The organism is Dictyobacter sp. Z7_2, assembly GCF_057551105.1.
In genome coordinates this window covers 3,323,897-3,340,836 of record NZ_BAAJPE010000001.1, presented here as the reverse complement: position 1 = coordinate 3,340,836, position 16,940 = coordinate 3,323,897, and the positions used below count along the sequence as shown (strand labels likewise).

Sequence of the window (16,940 nt, the reverse complement as noted above, 5' to 3'; positions counted from 1 at the left end):
TCCGAGGGCGCAAGGCTTACGCTCCTGCCGCCTCGCGCACCCAGGCAAGTTTTTCTTCTAATGCAGCCTCGCTCATGTCAGCGTTATTTGCGCCAGCCTCTCCCATTCTCGGAATAATGCTGACAATGTCAGCCACACGCCCTGCCAACGAGAGGAGACGTTCTCCGCCACTACCTATCAAAATGGGAGGATGAGGCTGTTGAGCCGGACGAGGAGGAGTGCATGCAGACAGGGCTAAATTCAATCTAATTCCAATCTTTCTTTGTTACAATGAAGTCTGAGAACACGTTTACACAAAACATTTATCTTATTCGATTCTATCTTGTAAGGAGATACCTTTATGAAAAGACGTTCACTCTGGACAATCATCATTGCCGCCGTTGTCGTCGTTCTGATTGTGGCTATTGGCGGTTTTATCTATACACAACGCTTCGCCAACAGCGAAACCACGTCGCAACAGCACAAAGCCACAGGAGCCATTCAAGTCACGCCTACCCCAACGCTCGCCGTCACACCTGGTGCCACCAGCGCCGCCAGCAGCTTGCAGAGCTACAATATAGTCCCGGCAAAAACGACCGCTTCATACAGCGTCTTCGAAGATCTCATTTTCCAGAACAAACCGAATAATGATGCGATTGGGACCACTCAATCGGTCGCAGGCAACTTCCAGATCAGTACAGGCAAAGCGCCAGTAGTCCAGGGCATGACGCTCAAAATCGACCTGCGCACATTGCAATCCGACTCACCGCAGCGTGACGGACACGTGCAGAGCGCCCTCGATACGACCGACTATCCCTACGCGACGTTCGTTTCGGTGAGTACGCAAGGCTTACCCGCCAACTACACCGACGGACAAACCGTCAAATTTTCGCTCCTTGGCAATTTGACGCTGCATGGCAAAACCAATGGAGAAACATTCGCCGTCCAGGGAAAAGTAGTGGGAAACACCATCACAGGCACCGCCTCGACGACGATCTTCATGACAGACTTTGGTATCCAACCACCTACCTTAGCAAATATCGTTATTGTCCAGAATAAGACCGTTATCTCGCTCGATTTTACAGCGCAATCATAAGCACCTGAATACGCGAACGCACACGATCTTACGCCAGCACAGCGTTTGACAAAGCTGAGCAAAGTATGTTATTGTTTTATGAGCGATAACTACTTTTGCTCATCTTTCATTCAAGTAGGACTTGAATTGCTTGGTGCCGTTCTATCGCGCTTTTTCACCTCGACCCACCCTGAAAGCCACCTCCGGCACATAAGCATGCAGATCTTTGGAGGAACGCTACGATGCAAGGACGCTTCTTACGGCTTGCTGCCGTCATCTCCGCCGCATGTCTGGTCATTTTGCTCTTACCCATCGGACAAGTACATGCCGCCTCGGGTCCAGCCACCGATTATAACGCCAACGACGAACAGGCCGCTGCTGCCCTACAGAACTGGTATACCATCGACACTGGCAACTGGAATCCCATGGCGCGTTGGCAATGGTCCAACGCAGTTGACGCCCTGGAAAATACCTATACGCGTACCAATGGCATGGAATACGGCTATGCCATAACCGATACGTACGATCAGAACGTGAGTGGCAATTTCATCAATGATGCTGGCTACGACGATGAGGGATGGTGGGCACTCGCCTGGATTCGTGCCTATGATCTAACTGGAAACAGCCGTTATCTCACGATGGCGAAAACGATTTTCAGCGATATGTCGACCAACGGCTGGGATACTGCTACCTGTGGTGGTGGTATGTGGTGGAATAAGGCCAAAACGTACAAGAACGCTATCACCAACGAGCTGTTTCTTACCATCGCCGCCCGCCTGCATCAGCGCACGGCGGGAGACACGGGAACCGGCAGCTATCTGGACTGGGCCACGAAAGAGTGGAACTGGTTCAGTGCCAGTGGCATGATCAACTCCTCGAATCTTATTAACGATGGTCTCACCAATTGCGCTAATAATGGAGAAACGACCTGGACCTACAACCAGGGCATCATTCTGGGTGGACTCACCGATCTTTACAGCATTACCAACAACAGTAGTTATCTCAGCAAAGCGGAAACGATCGCGAACGCCACGCTCTCCAACCTGATTGATTCGGCAGGGAGGCTGCGTGAAACCTGCGAACCCAGCAGTTGTAATGGGGATCAGGAGCAGTTCAAAGGTCTCTTCATGCGCAATCTTGCCTATCTCTACAACGAAGACCACCGGGCGAGCTATTATCAATTTCTGGCCGCCAACGCAAACTCGATCTGGACCAACGACGAGAACAGCAGTAGCCAGCTTGGACTACTCTGGAGCGGACCCTTCGACTCAGCAACTCCTGGGAAACAAAGCTCTGCCATGATCCCAATGAGTGCGCTGGCCGAGCCATCGACGCAAGGAGCAGCCTTCGTCCGTGGTGCGCAAGATCCATCCTTCAACCACAATCTTGGAACTGCGGCAGGTACTCAGGGATGGGCATGCAGTGCCAGCACCTGCACCACCGCCAATCATATGGTCTATGGACCCTACATCTCCTCATTGCCACTGGGCACGCACACCATCCATTTCCATCTCAGTGTCAACGCCACCAGTACATCGACCGCCAGCCTGGTCACCCTGGATGTGCGCGAATCGGCCAATGGCAGCACTCTGGCGAGCAGTGCCGTTCCCTGGAACTCCTTCACAGCCGCCAACACCGCTCAGAATATCGCCCTGACCTATACCAACACCACTGCCGGTGATCCAGTTGAATTCCGCGTCTACTGGAACAACGTCTCTGGCGCACCGACCCTGACCGTCTCAGACATCGTCGTCGACGGAGGAACCTCCAACTGGGATGCCAGTAACCTCAATCACAGCATCGGACGCCTCGATGGACTCAACTCCTGGGAAGCCGATCCTACACGCGACACCGCCTCCAACTTTCTCACCTGGGGTCCCTATACCAACGTACTGAGCACCGGCAACTATACCGCATCCTTTGAGCTCAAAGTCGACAATTTCAACCTCGACGCAGCAGCCGTGGCCACTATCGACGTACGAGATAACGATACAGGCCAGTCGATCGCCTCGCAAACGATCACCCGCAACAACTTCTCGAACACGCTCTACAAACTCTTCCCGCTTAACTTTAGTGCCGTCAGCGGTCATCATTACGAGTTCCGCGTCTACTGGGACTATAGTGCCAGCGCACCGCGCCTCACTGAAAGGGGAGTCTACATCCAACCGGTCATCCACGACACGCCAGTCACGCTCCCCTACAACCTGCGCGGAATTGGGACCTCGGCCGGCGATGCCAATATTGACAGCGAAGGAGATGCCCTCAAATCTACCATTGGGAACTCAGTTGTTGCCAACTATCACAGCTACCAGCTCGGATCAACCCAGCCTGGTGCCAACAATGTCTTACAAGGAGGCTCTAATATCAGCGTCCCCCTTCCCAACAACGCCTATCAGCAACTCCACATCCTGGCGACAGCAGTCAACGGAAACCAGCTCAGCCAACCATTTACCGTAACCTACACCAACAACACCACAGTCACACAAAACATCTCCCTTTCAGACTGGTATGCCGCAGCTCCGCAGTCGTATGAACAATTCGCCGTACCGCAAGACACCCGTTGGGGAACCTCAGCAACGCAATACGGCAACATACACTTGTTTGACTACACCATTCCGCTAAACAGCGGTCAAGCTGTCAAAAGCCTGACCTTACCCAACAATGCAAATATCATCATCATGGCTGTTACCCTGACCACAAACGGCTAACGCCACAGTACTAACCAGCATTGCTATAGAGATCATATATATTATTTTCTATAGCAATGCATTTCAAGGTAATGTATGCTATGGAGGGAAGTTATTATACGAGATTGACTACCCTTCACAAGCGATAAAGGAGAATTCCCTATGTCAAACTGGTTTGCAGGCAAAGTAGCACTGATTACTGGGGCTGGCTCGGGCATTGGAAGAGCATCGGCTCAAAAATTCGCTCAAGAGGGAGCACAGGTTGTTGTCTCCGACATTAACACCGAAGGTGGACAGGAAACGGTGCGCTTGATTCAAGCAGCCGATGGACAGGCTACATTTATCAAGGCCGATATTTCCCAGGCAGAGCAAGTCGAAGCACTGGTGCGGGCCACGGTCGATACCTATGGACACCTCGACTACGCGCACAACAATGCAGGCATCGCAGGAGACACCACTGCCATCGCCGACTATAGTGAAGAGATCTTTGACCGTGTTCTCGCCATCAACCTCAAGGGCGTCTGGCTCTGTATGAAATACGAAATCCAGCAAATACTCAAACAAGGAGGAAAAGGAGCGATCGTCAATACTTCTTCAGCAGCCGGACTGATTGCTTTACCCGGCCTGACGGCCTACGTAGCCAGCAAACATGGAGTTGTTGGATTAACCAAAGCAGTTGCCCTTGAGTACGCCAAAGTGGGCATTCGCATCAATGCAGTCTGTCCCGGCCTGATTGATACGCCTATCCTGGGACCTGCCCCCGATCCCGATATGATTACTCTCCTGCTCCAGGCACAACCAATCGGCCGCATTGGGACGGCTCAAGAGATAGCTAACGCGGCTGCCTGGCTCTGCTCTGATGAAGCATCCCTGGTCACAGGTATTGCCATGCCCGTTGATGGTGGAGGAGTCGCCCAATAATTCGTCACCACGCAACCTGACCGACTCCATTGACCAATTGACTTGATCGCATGATCAAAGAGTCGGTCCTTACCTCACCCCAAAAGACTTCTTCATACATGTATTCAAAACGGATATGTGATAGAAACGACCGCAAATCGACTACAAACGACATTACAAATAATCCTCCACTACTTTATAATACTTCTACAGTTATTTTATTTGAAGCAGGAGAACTCACATGAGCAAATGGCAACATACCAGAGGACTACACAAACTAGGCAATTCCAGCTATGCCTACTTACAGCCTGACGGATCATGGGGCTGGAGCAACGCGGGGCTGATCGCCGATGGGGAAGCCTCACTTCTCGTCGATACTCTCTACGACCTGAAATTGACTCAAGATATGTTGGAGACGATGCGCCACTCAGTCAATGCCGCATCGCACATCGACATGGTTGTCAATACGCATGCCAATGGTGATCACTGCTATGGCAACCAACTGGTTGGAGACGCACAGATCATTGCCTCGCAGAAGACCGCCGACGAGATGGTCGAAGGCATCCAGGCAGAGCAAATGGCGATGTTGATCAAGCAGGCGCCCCATCTCGGTCAGATCGGAGAGTTCATCCTCCACGCCTTCGGAGCGTTTAACTTCGACAATATTACGCTCACGCCCCCCAACAAGACGTTCGAAGGCGAGACCACAGTCCAGGTTGGAGACAAACAAATCCAGCTTCTTGAAGTCGGCCCGGCACACACACGCGGAGACACAATCGTCTATCTGCCAGACGAACGTGTCGTCTTCACCGGGGATATCCTCTTCGTCGGCTCTCAGCCTATCATGTGGGCTGGCCCCACCAGCAACTGGCTACGTGCCTGCGATCGCATCCTGGCCCTGGATGTTGAAACTATTGTCCCGGGTCACGGCCCGATCACTGACAAACAAGGAGTCGCCGACGTCAAAAATTACCTTCAATACATCTTCGACGAGGCAAGCACACGTTACGCCGCCGGGATGTCCGCCCTGGATGCAGCCAGAGATATCCCCATGGATCGCTATGCAACATGGTCAGATGGAGAGCGCATCGTTGTCAACGTCGCCACAATCTATCGCGAGCTCAGCAACGATCAGACCCCACCTGACATGATCAGCCTATTTGCTCAAATGGCACCACTTGCCAAAATGTAGGCCTTCATAAGCACCATATGAGATAGTTTTATAGGGTGGATATTTTATCCAGCAATCTTGATATCGTCGAGGTAGCCACGATAACCACCAGTATGGGAAGGCTGATCATAGCCAACATCCAGACGCTGAATCGTCTTCCCATTAACATAAGCTCCAAGATTTACCGTTACCACATTCCAGCTATCCAAAGTCAGATGAGTACACTGACCAACAGGATGAATGGAATTGCCATGCTGATCCAGTGCCCCCGAGTCGCGCAAATTGGAACCATCGCGAAAGATCAGATCGACGCTCACGCACGTACTATTGCTGCCAGTGGAATAGGCGGTCTGAGGATAGATCCAGTAGGAGAGCGTCGTCGACGTACCAACCACCAGGTTCAAGCCACTCAGATCGAAACCAACCAGATAAGCAAAATCGGTTCCGTTGTTATTTGTCGCACTCCCTGAATAGAGCAGAGCGGTCGTCCCGCCATGAGCGGTCTCATTACGTGTTCCCAACTCCGGGCCGGTCAAGCTACAGCAGACGCCAGTCACATTCGCCACGCTACCAGCAGGATAGACTCCCGTATCTGACAGATTAGTGGAAGTCGGCTGAGGAGAGCCATTCTCAAAATTCGTCGAGAAGGCACTGCTCTGGCCACTCAGCGACAGGAATGGAAGAAGTGCGGTATGCCAGACATTCGCCATCAGCCCATAGCCAGCGTCATTGGGATGAATATTATCTGGCAGCAGGCTGGGAGAGACCGCATCATACATATCCACAAGATGCACATGCGAGCCCGCCGCTTGTACGATACCCGGAATAGTCGAGTTATAGCTCTGTACCGCCGAGTTTGAGCTTGAATTGATCGGAATGATCTGCGCCACAAACAGAGTTGCAGAGGGTAAGGTCGCCGTAATCTGATTGACGAGTTGGCTCAAACGCGTTGGTGCATTGGACACATCATAATTTTGCAAGATATCATTCGTGCCAATATGCAACAAAATAATCTGTGGCTGATAGGTCGTCAGCCAACCAACAATATTCGTGGAAAGTTGATCAATCCTCCATCCGGGATGCCCTTCATTATCCAGATCAGAATTCGCCGGACCAGCCTGCTGCGAACCCACAAAATCCACAGCAGCGCCCTGCGAAACCAGATCGTTCCAGAGAGGGGTGCGATAGCCGCCCCCATTAGAGGAGTTCGTCCCATACGTGATTGAATCGCCCAGAGGCATAATCTTGACCGGGGTAGAAGCAGCATGGGCTGAGGAAGGCGCAGGGATGCAGTAGAGGAAAACCAGACAGAAAGCCAGACAAAGTACTCCTGCCACGCGCAAAATCGATTGGTTAACTGCTTGCATGACAAAAAAATCCTTTCATATGCCATTACAGTATTCCGCTCTAGAGCCGTCAAAAGATCTTGACGAGCAACGGCCATTTTGCCACACATGGAAGTAGAGACCGATCGAACCCGACGAAGAGCGTTGGTAGCAAGTAGCACCGCACGTGTTGGGGAGCGTGAGACACGAAGAACTCCTCTTCTACCTCGAAGAGCCAAAAAAGCGATTGAGATACGAAAAAACCTCATGTAAAGTCTACTCTCAAACGTCTCATACATCCATGTATACACATACAATATACACTATAGCTGAGTTGAGAACAACTCGTACTTATCCCTTTTTGCACCTTCCATTACCGGATACGAGACATATCGCGCCGAAGGAATAACAGGACAACGACAACAAGACTCTCAGCCAGTGTCGCGCCTCCCCCCCAGACATCGATAGACAGAGGAAGAAACGCAAATCCAACCACAACTCCAATAGTATGGGTAAAAATGTAGAGTACGACGAAGAGTGCATTCATCCATAGACCAAAATATATAAGGCGACGACGAGGCTCAAACAGGAGATTGCCTCCAATAATGCCCTCAACCATGGCAATGCATAAAAAGATGAGGCCATAGATAAAAAAGGCTTCGTACTGCTGAGGTAAGAGACAGAGATGAATTACCTCTGAAATAAAGCACAAACCTGCTCCCACATAGCTTATTATTTTCTTTTGCCCTGCAAGATGATTATGCTTGCCTGTACGTACAGCATGTAAGGAACTTGATGAATACGTGGTGTTTTGTGGCCATGATGTCTGATTATCGCTCATTATATTACCTCGAATTGACTCATCATACGCATATCTTCGTGCTCAGCATTGTGACAGTGGAACATATAGAGTCCTCGCGAGCCCTCAAATCGTGTAATCACACGCACCAACTCTTTGGATTTTAGAAATACAGTATCCTTGTAGCCTGCATCTTCTGGATCAGGAGCTCGTCCATCGCGACTCAGCACCTGAAAATTGACCAGATGCATATGGACAGGGTGAATATTATCGCTCACGAATTCCCAGATCTCGGTTGCGCCAAGGCGAGGAGTCGCGTCAACCCGATTTGGATCAAAGGGCTTCCCATTGATCAACCACATTCCCAGCCCTTGCGTAAATTTAAAGGTGCGCGTGATTGAAGCATTGCTAGCATCAAGCCGCTCAAAAGACGCTAAGGTCGTTGGAATTGAGCTCTCATCTTTGGCCTGGCGAACGACATCAAAGCGCATGATATCCCCCGTACCTCCCGTACCCAACGAGTTTTTAAGGGTGATCTTTGAACCAACAGGATACTGAGCAAAATCAATCACAATATCAAAGCGCTCGGCAGGAGCAATGCGCAGCGTCTGAAGCGCAGCTGGAGCAGGAAGTAGTCCTCCATCGCTACCAATTTGTGTAATAGGCTGTTGAGAACTAAGTTCTAATTGATAAACGCGAGCATTCGAGGCATTGAGCAAGCGAAAACGATATTTCGTATTCGACACTTCCAGAAACGGCTGGACTGCTCCGTTCACCAGGATAGTGTCGCCTAACATGCCGCTGCTGTATTTGCCTACCACGCCGGGAGTTGTCGTCAATGTAGCATCAAGCGAGGGATAAAAAAACGAGCCATCAGCGTTAAAGGTATGATCAGTAATCATAAGAGGGATATCATGGTCGCCTTTAGGCAAAGGGAGAGCATCCTCCACCGTATCTCGGATCAGGTAAAAGCCAGCCAATCCTCGGTAGATCTGCGGTCCGGTAAAATCCATGCGATGATCGTGATACCAATGGATGCTTGCACGCTGGACATTGGGATATACATAATCCTTCGTCTGCTTCATGTGCATATGGAGCGAGCTACCTGTGCCGGATGATGACATAAATTGGCGCATCTCGTCGTTGGTGAGGCTCGCCTGAAAAGGTGAAGCATCTTTGGGTAAAATGAAATCCATCGCATGCCCATCGCTATCTGGTGCCGTAATGCCTCCATGGAGGTGCGTCGAGACCGGAACTGGCAATTCGTTGATCTGGTGTACGATAGCCTTGCGCCCACTTCTTGCCTCAATTGTTGGTCCAGGGAAGATGCCGTTATATCCCCAAATGGGAGTGGAAAGGCCAGGAAGAATATGAGCAATTCCTGGCTTCTGCGTGATCTCATAGTAATCAGCTTCTGCATCGCTGCGCACAGGTTTCAGTACCGGAGGAATAGGCAGCGGAACTTGAAAGGATTTCACTGCTGGACTCGTCGTCGCTTCGATTGTTTTCACCTTAGTGAGAGAACACTGTACAACACTAAGAGGGAGGATCAGACCAGCTGTGCCAATTACTCCCCCTTTGAGAACCTGTCGTCGTGTAATTTTTCTCATCATTCTCTATCTTTCTCTGAAAGCGCTGGCGCTCTCATTTTTACTACTCGTGAGTGAATAAGTCCCCCTGTAGCGCTCTCATGGAGACGTTTTTACTGCTCAGCTAGAAGTATAGAAAGCAAACGGGTGATAAGACATCCTCCACCTGGGTAGTTGTATGAGGTGGTTTTGGGGGTAGCGCTTGAAGAGGGCTTCCTATCTCTGAGAGTTCTGCCTGACGAATCAAGGCAGAACTCTCAGAGAACGTTTGATTGGGAGAAGCACGAAAGGGTTTTTCAGCAGAGATTCAGGCGACGAGCCGTCTCGCTCGCCTCCAAACGATTGCTCACGTGAAGCTTGCGATAAAGGTTCTTGACATGATCTTTGATCGTATTCACCGACACAACCAGTTCACGCGCCATCTGAGGATTAGTCTGCCCCGCAATCAGGAGCCGCAATACCCGCCGCTCCTGAGCTGAGAGCGGCTCAACAGGCAGAGCCGTGGGTAATATCGGGGGGCTGTCCTCCGCTGCCATCTCGTGAAAAGCCTGTATTATATACTGCCCATAGGTACGCAATACCTTTTCCTGCAACGTGGGAAGCAGCGAACGAAGTAAAACAACCAACGGCTTACCCTCATCGAGGAAGAGGCGCCGATAGTTCTCACCCTGTGTTTGCGCCAGCACCTGCCGAAGCATCTGCCGGGCCTCCTGCCCTTGTTTGCAACCAGCATAGGCCAGCGCCATCTGCACTTGAATCTCCAGTGCCTCACGAGTACGTTGCTTGGCACGTACGATAGGCAGCAATGCCTCAAGTTGCAAGAGGGCGGTCTGAGGTTCTCCCTGCGCCAGCAAGAGACGTGCCTGTAATAGCTGCCATCGCTCCTGATAGAGTCCGGAAAAGTACTGCTTGTGGCGACTCAAAGCTAGCAGGCTACGCTGTGCCGCTGCGACATCGCCCGCGGCAATTTGCAATCGGATCTGCCATCTCTGTACCTCAAAAAGCAGCGGCCAAACAGTCGGCGACTGGATTACCTCCATACGTGCCAGTACTGCCGTCAATTGCTGTTGAGCTTCTTTCGGCTCGCCTCGTAGAAGATGCAACAAGGCATGATAAAAATAGTTCATTTCGCGCTGCTCTCCTTTAGGAGACGGCGTATCCATCTCATCTAATTCCCTGGCCCGCTGCTCCATTGTTGTCAGGTCATTCCATTCATACGCAATGTCCATCAATCTATGCAATGCAGAAGTCATATCACCCCAATCCTGCTCTGCTCTAGCCTCAGAGAGTACCTGTAGGATGTATTCAGACGAATGAGAGAGTTCGCCCTGCATCTGGAGAATCGAGGCAAACAGTAAAGTCTCTACACGTGTAATGGCGGGAAAATTGCTACACGCACGAGCCTCATGAAGCACCTGACGAGCCTCATCCAGGCTACCTTCCCCTATAATATCCGCACCAACGATGGCCAGACAGACACTACGCCACTCAAGCTTCTCCAATCGCTCTTGTCTCCAGCTACTCTCCCCTCGCTGTGTGGGCAGCATATCAAGCGCCTGACGCGCATATTCCCCGGCCTTCCGAATTTCTCCCCGCGACCAGACACTCATCGCATGAGAAGCAAAGACCTCGCCAAGCCTGGCACGATTTCCTTTAGCTCGCCACGCCTCCTCGGCCAGTTGAAGTCGCTCGTTTATACGCCCCAATTTAGGCGGAATGGCTTCATTCTCAGCTGCGGTAGAGAGAAGCGCTCTGGCCTCGTGAAAATACAGCTCAGGATGCTGGGTCAGAACCGCTTCTGGAATCTTGCCCATCCAATGCAAGAGAGTATGCATCTCATAAAAACTCGCTGTTTCATAGATGTATTCAATCAGGAAGGCCGCCCGTTCAAACGCCTGGGCACTCAAGGCAGCATCGACCGCCTCTGTCAACATATCATGCTGCTCATACCAGTGGCTCGCCGACAACGCTAACGTACGCAACCGCTCTTCTCCCAAACGTACCAGAGCCTCTCTACGCACCGCTTCTGCAAAAAGAGTATGATAGCGATACCACGGCCCCATCTGTTCTGCTCCTTCCAACGCTTCGAGAAAGAGCCCGGCTCGCTCCACCATACCAAGCATCCTGGCACTATCCTGTTGCCCTGTCACGGTATCGCAAAGCGAACCGGTGAGGCGACCAAGGATACAGGTTTGGAGTAGGAAATGTTGTAATGGCTGCGGTTGAGCATTCAAAACTTCTGTCACAAAATACTCAATCACGACGCGCGGAGGATACATTGCTGGATGACCATTGAGGCGCTCGGAGCTGTTCGTCCGGAGTATCATATGCCTCTCTAAATCGTCTCGTCCCGCCTGTCGGGGCAATGCAAGCAGAAGCAAGCGGAGTCCCGTAATCCAACCTTCCATACCTCTAGCTAATTGCCCAATCGCTTCATACGACAATTTCGCTGGCAGCCATGAAGATACTCCCTGTTGCAGAAAAGTAGCAGTTTCCTCAGGGGAAAAGCGCAAATCAAAGGTATGAATATCGTGCAGTTCACCGCTAGCCCTCCAACGAACCAGCGGCAGTGGCGGCTCGCTGCGTGTCAGAAGTATGACGCGTAGCGATGCAGGCAGATGATCAAGAAAAAAGATCAGCATATCATGGATGCGCGACTCGGTAATGACGTGATAATCATCGAGAATGAGCAATCCATGGCTGACATGCTCTGTGATGTCATTGAGCAGAAAAGTCAGCACCATTTCCTGCACATGTGGCTCAAAAGGTGACTGAGACGAGGAGCAGAGCAATGTCAGGGAATTGTGCCCAAGATCGGCTTGAAAGCACTGGCAGGCCGCAATAATATAGCGCCAGAAACGCACAGGATCGTTATCTCCTTCATCCAGTGTCACCCAGGCACTATGACGAGTTGCTAGAGAAGGAGCTCCAGCAGGCATTTGCGACACAGTCGAGCTATGATATATCTGGCGCTCGGTCAACCAGTGAGTAACCGCAGTCGTTTTGCCAAAGCCTGCCGGAGTTGAGAGCAGGGTAAGTTTGTGAGTCATCCCTGCATCGAGTTGGGCCAGCACATTTGGACGTACCACCAGCGCCGCGGGAAGATGTGGCGGATGCAGCTTCGATATCAGGAGCGGCATCAGATCCATTATCCCATCATTCTGCTGCTCCTCCAGCCGTCTCAATCTATACGTTGTGCGCTTAGGCATGGGCCTCCTCAACCTGATAAATACTTTTATATCGCCTACATCTCTGCATCTTGTATTATATACACATGCATGCATATAGGGTAACGAAAACATGACTTTTAGAGCTTCTTCAGTGCCAAAAGAAGAGATGGCCACCATCCTCATGAGCCCGTGCTACCTGGTCTCCCCCAACCCGCCAAGCGTCTCTTTCTGGGCATTAGCTTATCAAGCAATAGATGACTGACTCGTAAATATTTCCCTGTTTCTCCCAAAAGCCAGCCACAAAAAGAAAAGCGCAGCAGAGTTCTCTAATAAAGGAGATAATCATTATTAGAATGTATCACCAGCAAACCATCCATCAAATATGCAGTACGCCTCATCTGCTTATATCGATTTATTGCTCTTCAGGAGAAAAAAAATGCAACAGGCTGATCCCTATGATGCTATCGTAATTGGTGCACGCTGTGCCGGTTCGCCGACTGCTATGCTGTTGGCACGTCAGGGCTATCGTGTTTTATTGCTGGAGAAAGCCACATTTCCCAGTGAAGTTCCCAAAGGCCATGTTATTCAGACCGCAGGCATCCATCTGCTCAAACAATGGAATCTGCTAGAGCGTGTGATCGCTTCGAACAGCCCTCCCATCTACGACATACTCTTCGATCTCGGTGCACTCAGCCTGCATGGGCAATTTGAAAGCGTTGCCCTCATCGCACCTCGACGTGGCATCCTGGACAAGATTCTCGCCGACGCTGCCGTAGAGTCTGGAGCAGAACTGCGAGAGGGTTTCCTCGTTCAGGAAATTCTTATGGAAGGTGACCAGGTAACAGGCATCCGTGGCCGTAGCTCAGATGGCAGAGAAGTCATAGAACACGCCAAAATCGTCATTGGAGCTGATGGACTCTATTCAATTCTGGCACAAGCGGTTCAGGCGCCCAAATATCAGATCAAGTCGCCGCTCACCTGTGCCTATATTACCTACTTTAGCGATCTCACCGTTGAAAATATCACCATCTACATACGCGGCCCTCGTTTGATTGTCGTCTTCCCAACCAATAATCATCAGACCGCGATTGGATTTCAATTCCCTAAAGAGGAGTTATCAGAATTTCGGACCGATATCGCCCGCAACTTCATGAAAACACTTGATCTGGTACCTGAATTGGCCGCGCGTGTACGCAACGCAACGCGCACAGAACGTTTTCAAGGAATGACAGATATCCCAAACTTCTTTCGCAAGCCTTACGGCCCTGGTTGGGCATTGGTAGGCGATGCCGGTTACCATAAAGATCCCTATCTGGCACAGGGAATTTCGGACGCCTTCTCCAGCGCGCAACTGGTTGCTGAAGCCATTGATGCTGGCTTCAGCGGACGCCAACCTTTAGAGGAGGCATTGGCTGGCTACGAACAAAAACGCAATCAGAACGACATCCCCCGCTACGAACTTAACTGGCAACTAGCAACATTTGAGGCACCAGCGCCGGAAATACAGCAGTTGTTTGCAGCACTCAGCACGAATCAGGCAGAAACAAATCGCTTCTTCGGTGCCCTTGCTGGCACGATTCCCATCCCAGAATTTCTCGCACCAGATAACGTAGGACGTATCATAGCCCAGAGCCATTAAAAAGGCACAGTTAACACCTCAATTTTTTCTGACGCAAGAGGATCAGGAAGCAATGCTGGCTCGTGTCCCCGAGCATTTGCTTCCTGAGGGAAGCTTTCTCTAAGAACCTCTGGCCGCCGCTTCTCCTGCAATGATCTATGTCTGCCAATGACGTACCTGGCTCACCTTCATGCACACTTATCTCGCTAATTATCCAGGTATTTTAAGTACATAACGGCCAAACGCGTGAGGCACTTCACTGATATAATAGAGAGAAAAACGCCAGATTTTTTCTCAAAAGAAAGAGCCACTATGAGTAAACACGCTGTACTAAAGGGACATAAAGATTTTATAGGAGGGAAGAGATGACAGACAATCAGCTATCCTTAAAGGACGTTGCACATTATCCGCGTCCCGGTATGGATGCACCAAACGGTATCGCATTCTCTCCCAACAGCCAGCAGGTCACATATTTGCTGAGTGCAGCGGGCTCGCTTGCTCAGGAATTATGGGCCTATGATGTAAGCAGTGGAGAGCGCCACCAGATAACGAAGCTAGCGAGTGGCACCACAAGTTCTTCCAGCCCGCGCTCTCTTGACGAGGAACTGCGGCGTGAGCGCAGTCGACAACGTGCGCTGGGTGTTACCAGCTACCAATTCGTTCAGGGAACCGAAGACGCGCCACGTATCCTGCTTATCCCCTTTGATGGACGACTTTATATTGCGCGAGGCGAGGAAAACCTGACGCCCCTTCCAAACAGTGAGGGAGCCATCGACGCACGACTCAGCTCGGATGGCTCACATGTAGCTTTTGTGCGCTCTGATGAGCTTTATAGTCTCAAGACCGATGGCACCGGGCAACCGCGAGCACTCACCAGCGGCGCGGAGGATGGTATCACTAACGGCCTGGCGGAATACATCGCCCAGGAGGAGATGGAACGTCTGGAAGGCTATTGGTGGCATCCCGACGGTACACACGTAGCCTTTGTACGCGCAGACAGTCGTCATATTCCCCGCTATCCTATCGTGCACCAGGGAACAGAGCACGTCACGGTAGAAGAGCATCGCTATCCCTTTACAGGCATGCGCAATGTCACGGTACAACTGGGCGTTGTGGCAGTGGACGGACGTCCAGAGGATGTTACCTGGATGGATCTGGGCGCAAACGACGATATCTATCTGGCACGTGTGGCCTGGCGACCCGATGGCAAGTTGGTGGCGCTCATCCAGGAGCGTGATCAGTGCAGTCAGAGGTTAGTCACCTTTGATTCTCTGACCGGCGCTGCCACGACACTCATCCAGGAGCAGGGGCAGCCCTGGCTTAACCTGCACGACGACCTCCGTTTTCTGCGCTCAGGTGAATTTCTCTGGTCGAGTGAGCGTACTGGCTTCCGTCATCTTTCTCTTCACGATCGCGACGGACGCGAGATACGCACCCTGACCGAGGGAGCATGGATGGTAACCAGCCTGCTGGCCATCGACGAGGATCAACGCCTCATCTATTTCCAGAGCACTGGCGAGGGACCCCTGGAGCGGCATCTCTATGCCGCCTCGCTTGATGGTGGTCCACCGCGACGCCTGACACAGGAGTCAGGCTGGCATAACACCGTCATCTCGCCGGATCGACGCTTTTTCGTCGACACCTGGCAGAGTCCTGCCCAGCCGCCTCGCCTGACATTGCGCAGTCTGATTGATGGAAAGGAGCAAACCCTCCTATTCGAGAATGAAAGCATCACCCCTACGACACTTGGACTTGCGATACCTGAAATCACCAGCTTCCACACGAGCGATGGCACATTGCTCTACGCAGCGATCTATGCTTCAGAGCGCACACGATCTGAAGGTCAACCACGACCGCTGGTGGTATCCGTCTATGGAGGCCCGCACGCGCAGACAGTAACCAGCACCTGGTCTCTCACCGTAGATCTGCGAGCCCAATATCTGGCCCAACAGGGCTTTGTCGTACTAAAAGTCGACAACCGCGGCAGCGCAGATCGCGGTCTGGACTTCGAGGCAGCAGTCGCGCACTCCCTGGGAGGCATCGAAGTTGATGATCAGATAGAGGGAGTACGCTTCCTGGCCAAACGCCCTTACGTTGATCGCGAACGCGTAGGTATCTATGGTTGGAGCTACGGTGGATATATGGTCTGCAAGGCCCTCTTGCAAGCGCCAGAAGTATTCAAAGCTGGCATTGCAGGAGCTCCAGTCACTTTCTGGGAAGGATATGATACCCACTATACCGAGCACTACATGGGACAACTAAACACCAATGCCTCTGGCTATATGACCAGCTCAGTGCTTCCCTATGCCGAGAAGCTGGTAAGTAAATTAATGCTCATCCATGGCCTGGTAGACGAAAATGTGCATGCTCGCCATACTATACGGCTGGTCGACGCTCTGGCAGCGGCTGCACGTGACTATGAACTGATACTCTTCCCCGAAGCGCGTCATATGCCACGCAATCCCGCCCATCTTGAGTATCTGGAGCAGCGACTGATAGCGTTCCTGGAACGTCACCTGTAGAGAAACAAAGATCAAAGAGCATATTAGATACATCTGATATGCTCTATTCCCTCCTCACTACAAAAAAGCTCGCTAATAATGTAATATAAAGGCATAATGTTTATT

Annotated in this window: 11 protein-coding genes; 6 read left to right on the top strand and 5 right to left on the bottom strand. The window is 51.3% G+C overall.

The genetic code is table 11. The annotated features are described in order from the left end of the window. Positions 1–16 precede the first annotated feature (16 nt). On the bottom strand, positions 17–244 hold the full coding sequence (locus AC27N8_RS13210) for a hypothetical protein (RefSeq protein WP_487067718.1): 228 nt from the start codon (positions 242–244) through the stop codon (positions 17–19). 96 nt (positions 245–340) lie between these two features. Here AC27N8_RS13210 and AC27N8_RS13205 point away from each other — a divergent pair, with 96 nt between their 5' ends. The 4 genes from AC27N8_RS13205 to AC27N8_RS13190 all read left to right on the top strand — a co-directional run bounded on the left by AC27N8_RS13205 (position 341) and on the right by AC27N8_RS13190 (position 5,833). After that, positions 341–1,075 carry a YceI family protein gene (locus AC27N8_RS13205; RefSeq protein WP_487067716.1) on the top strand — a complete coding sequence of 245 codons (735 nt, stop codon included), beginning with the start codon at positions 341–343 and terminating at the stop codon, positions 1,073–1,075. Between the two features lie 221 nt (positions 1,076–1,296). Then, positions 1,297–3,762: a glycoside hydrolase family 76 protein gene (locus tag AC27N8_RS13200; protein ID WP_487067714.1), complete on the top strand. Its 2,466-nt coding sequence runs from the start codon at positions 1,297–1,299 to the stop codon at positions 3,760–3,762. 141 nt (positions 3,763–3,903) lie between these two features. After that, the gene (locus AC27N8_RS13195; protein WP_487067712.1) at positions 3,904–4,662 is read left to right on the top strand and encodes an SDR family oxidoreductase; all 759 of its coding nucleotides are present in this window, start codon (positions 3,904–3,906) and stop codon (positions 4,660–4,662) included. Positions 4,663–4,882: 220 nt separating this feature from the next. After that, on the top strand, positions 4,883–5,833 hold the full coding sequence (locus AC27N8_RS13190) for an MBL fold metallo-hydrolase (protein WP_487067710.1): 951 nt from the start codon (positions 4,883–4,885) through the stop codon (positions 5,831–5,833). Between the two features lie 44 nt (positions 5,834–5,877). On the opposite strand, the gene AC27N8_RS13185 is transcribed toward AC27N8_RS13190, so the two are convergent. From AC27N8_RS13185 to AC27N8_RS13170, 4 genes are all read right to left on the bottom strand, one after another. After that, on the bottom strand, positions 5,878–7,179 hold the full coding sequence (locus AC27N8_RS13185; protein WP_487067708.1) for an SGNH/GDSL hydrolase family protein: 1,302 nt from the start codon (positions 7,177–7,179) through the stop codon (positions 5,878–5,880). Between the two features lie 331 nt (positions 7,180–7,510). Beyond that, positions 7,511–7,978: a hypothetical protein gene (locus AC27N8_RS13180; RefSeq protein WP_487067706.1), complete on the bottom strand. Its 468-nt coding sequence runs from the start codon at positions 7,976–7,978 to the stop codon at positions 7,511–7,513. Then, entirely contained in the window at positions 7,978–9,549 is a 1,572-nt protein-coding gene (locus AC27N8_RS13175) for a multicopper oxidase family protein (protein WP_487067703.1), read from the bottom strand. The genes AC27N8_RS13180 and AC27N8_RS13175 overlap by 1 nt, the downstream gene beginning before the upstream one ends. Before the next feature lie 272 nt (positions 9,550–9,821). Beyond that, positions 9,822–12,734 (bottom strand): winged helix-turn-helix domain-containing protein, encoded by a 2,913-nt coding sequence (locus AC27N8_RS13170; protein WP_487067701.1) that lies wholly within the window; start codon positions 12,732–12,734, stop codon positions 9,822–9,824. A gap of 397 nt (positions 12,735–13,131) precedes the next feature. Here AC27N8_RS13170 and AC27N8_RS13165 point away from each other — a divergent pair, with 397 nt between their 5' ends. Together AC27N8_RS13165 and AC27N8_RS13160 are read left to right on the top strand one after the other, a co-directional pair. Beyond that, a complete protein-coding gene (locus AC27N8_RS13165) occupies positions 13,132–14,334 on the top strand; it encodes an NAD(P)/FAD-dependent oxidoreductase (protein ID WP_487067699.1) in 1,203 nt (400 codons plus the stop codon). A gap of 344 nt (positions 14,335–14,678) precedes the next feature. Further along, positions 14,679–16,835 carry a S9 family peptidase gene (locus AC27N8_RS13160; protein WP_487067697.1) on the top strand — a complete coding sequence of 719 codons (2,157 nt, stop codon included), beginning with the start codon at positions 14,679–14,681 and terminating at the stop codon, positions 16,833–16,835. The last annotated feature ends 105 nt before the right edge of the window (positions 16,836–16,940 follow it).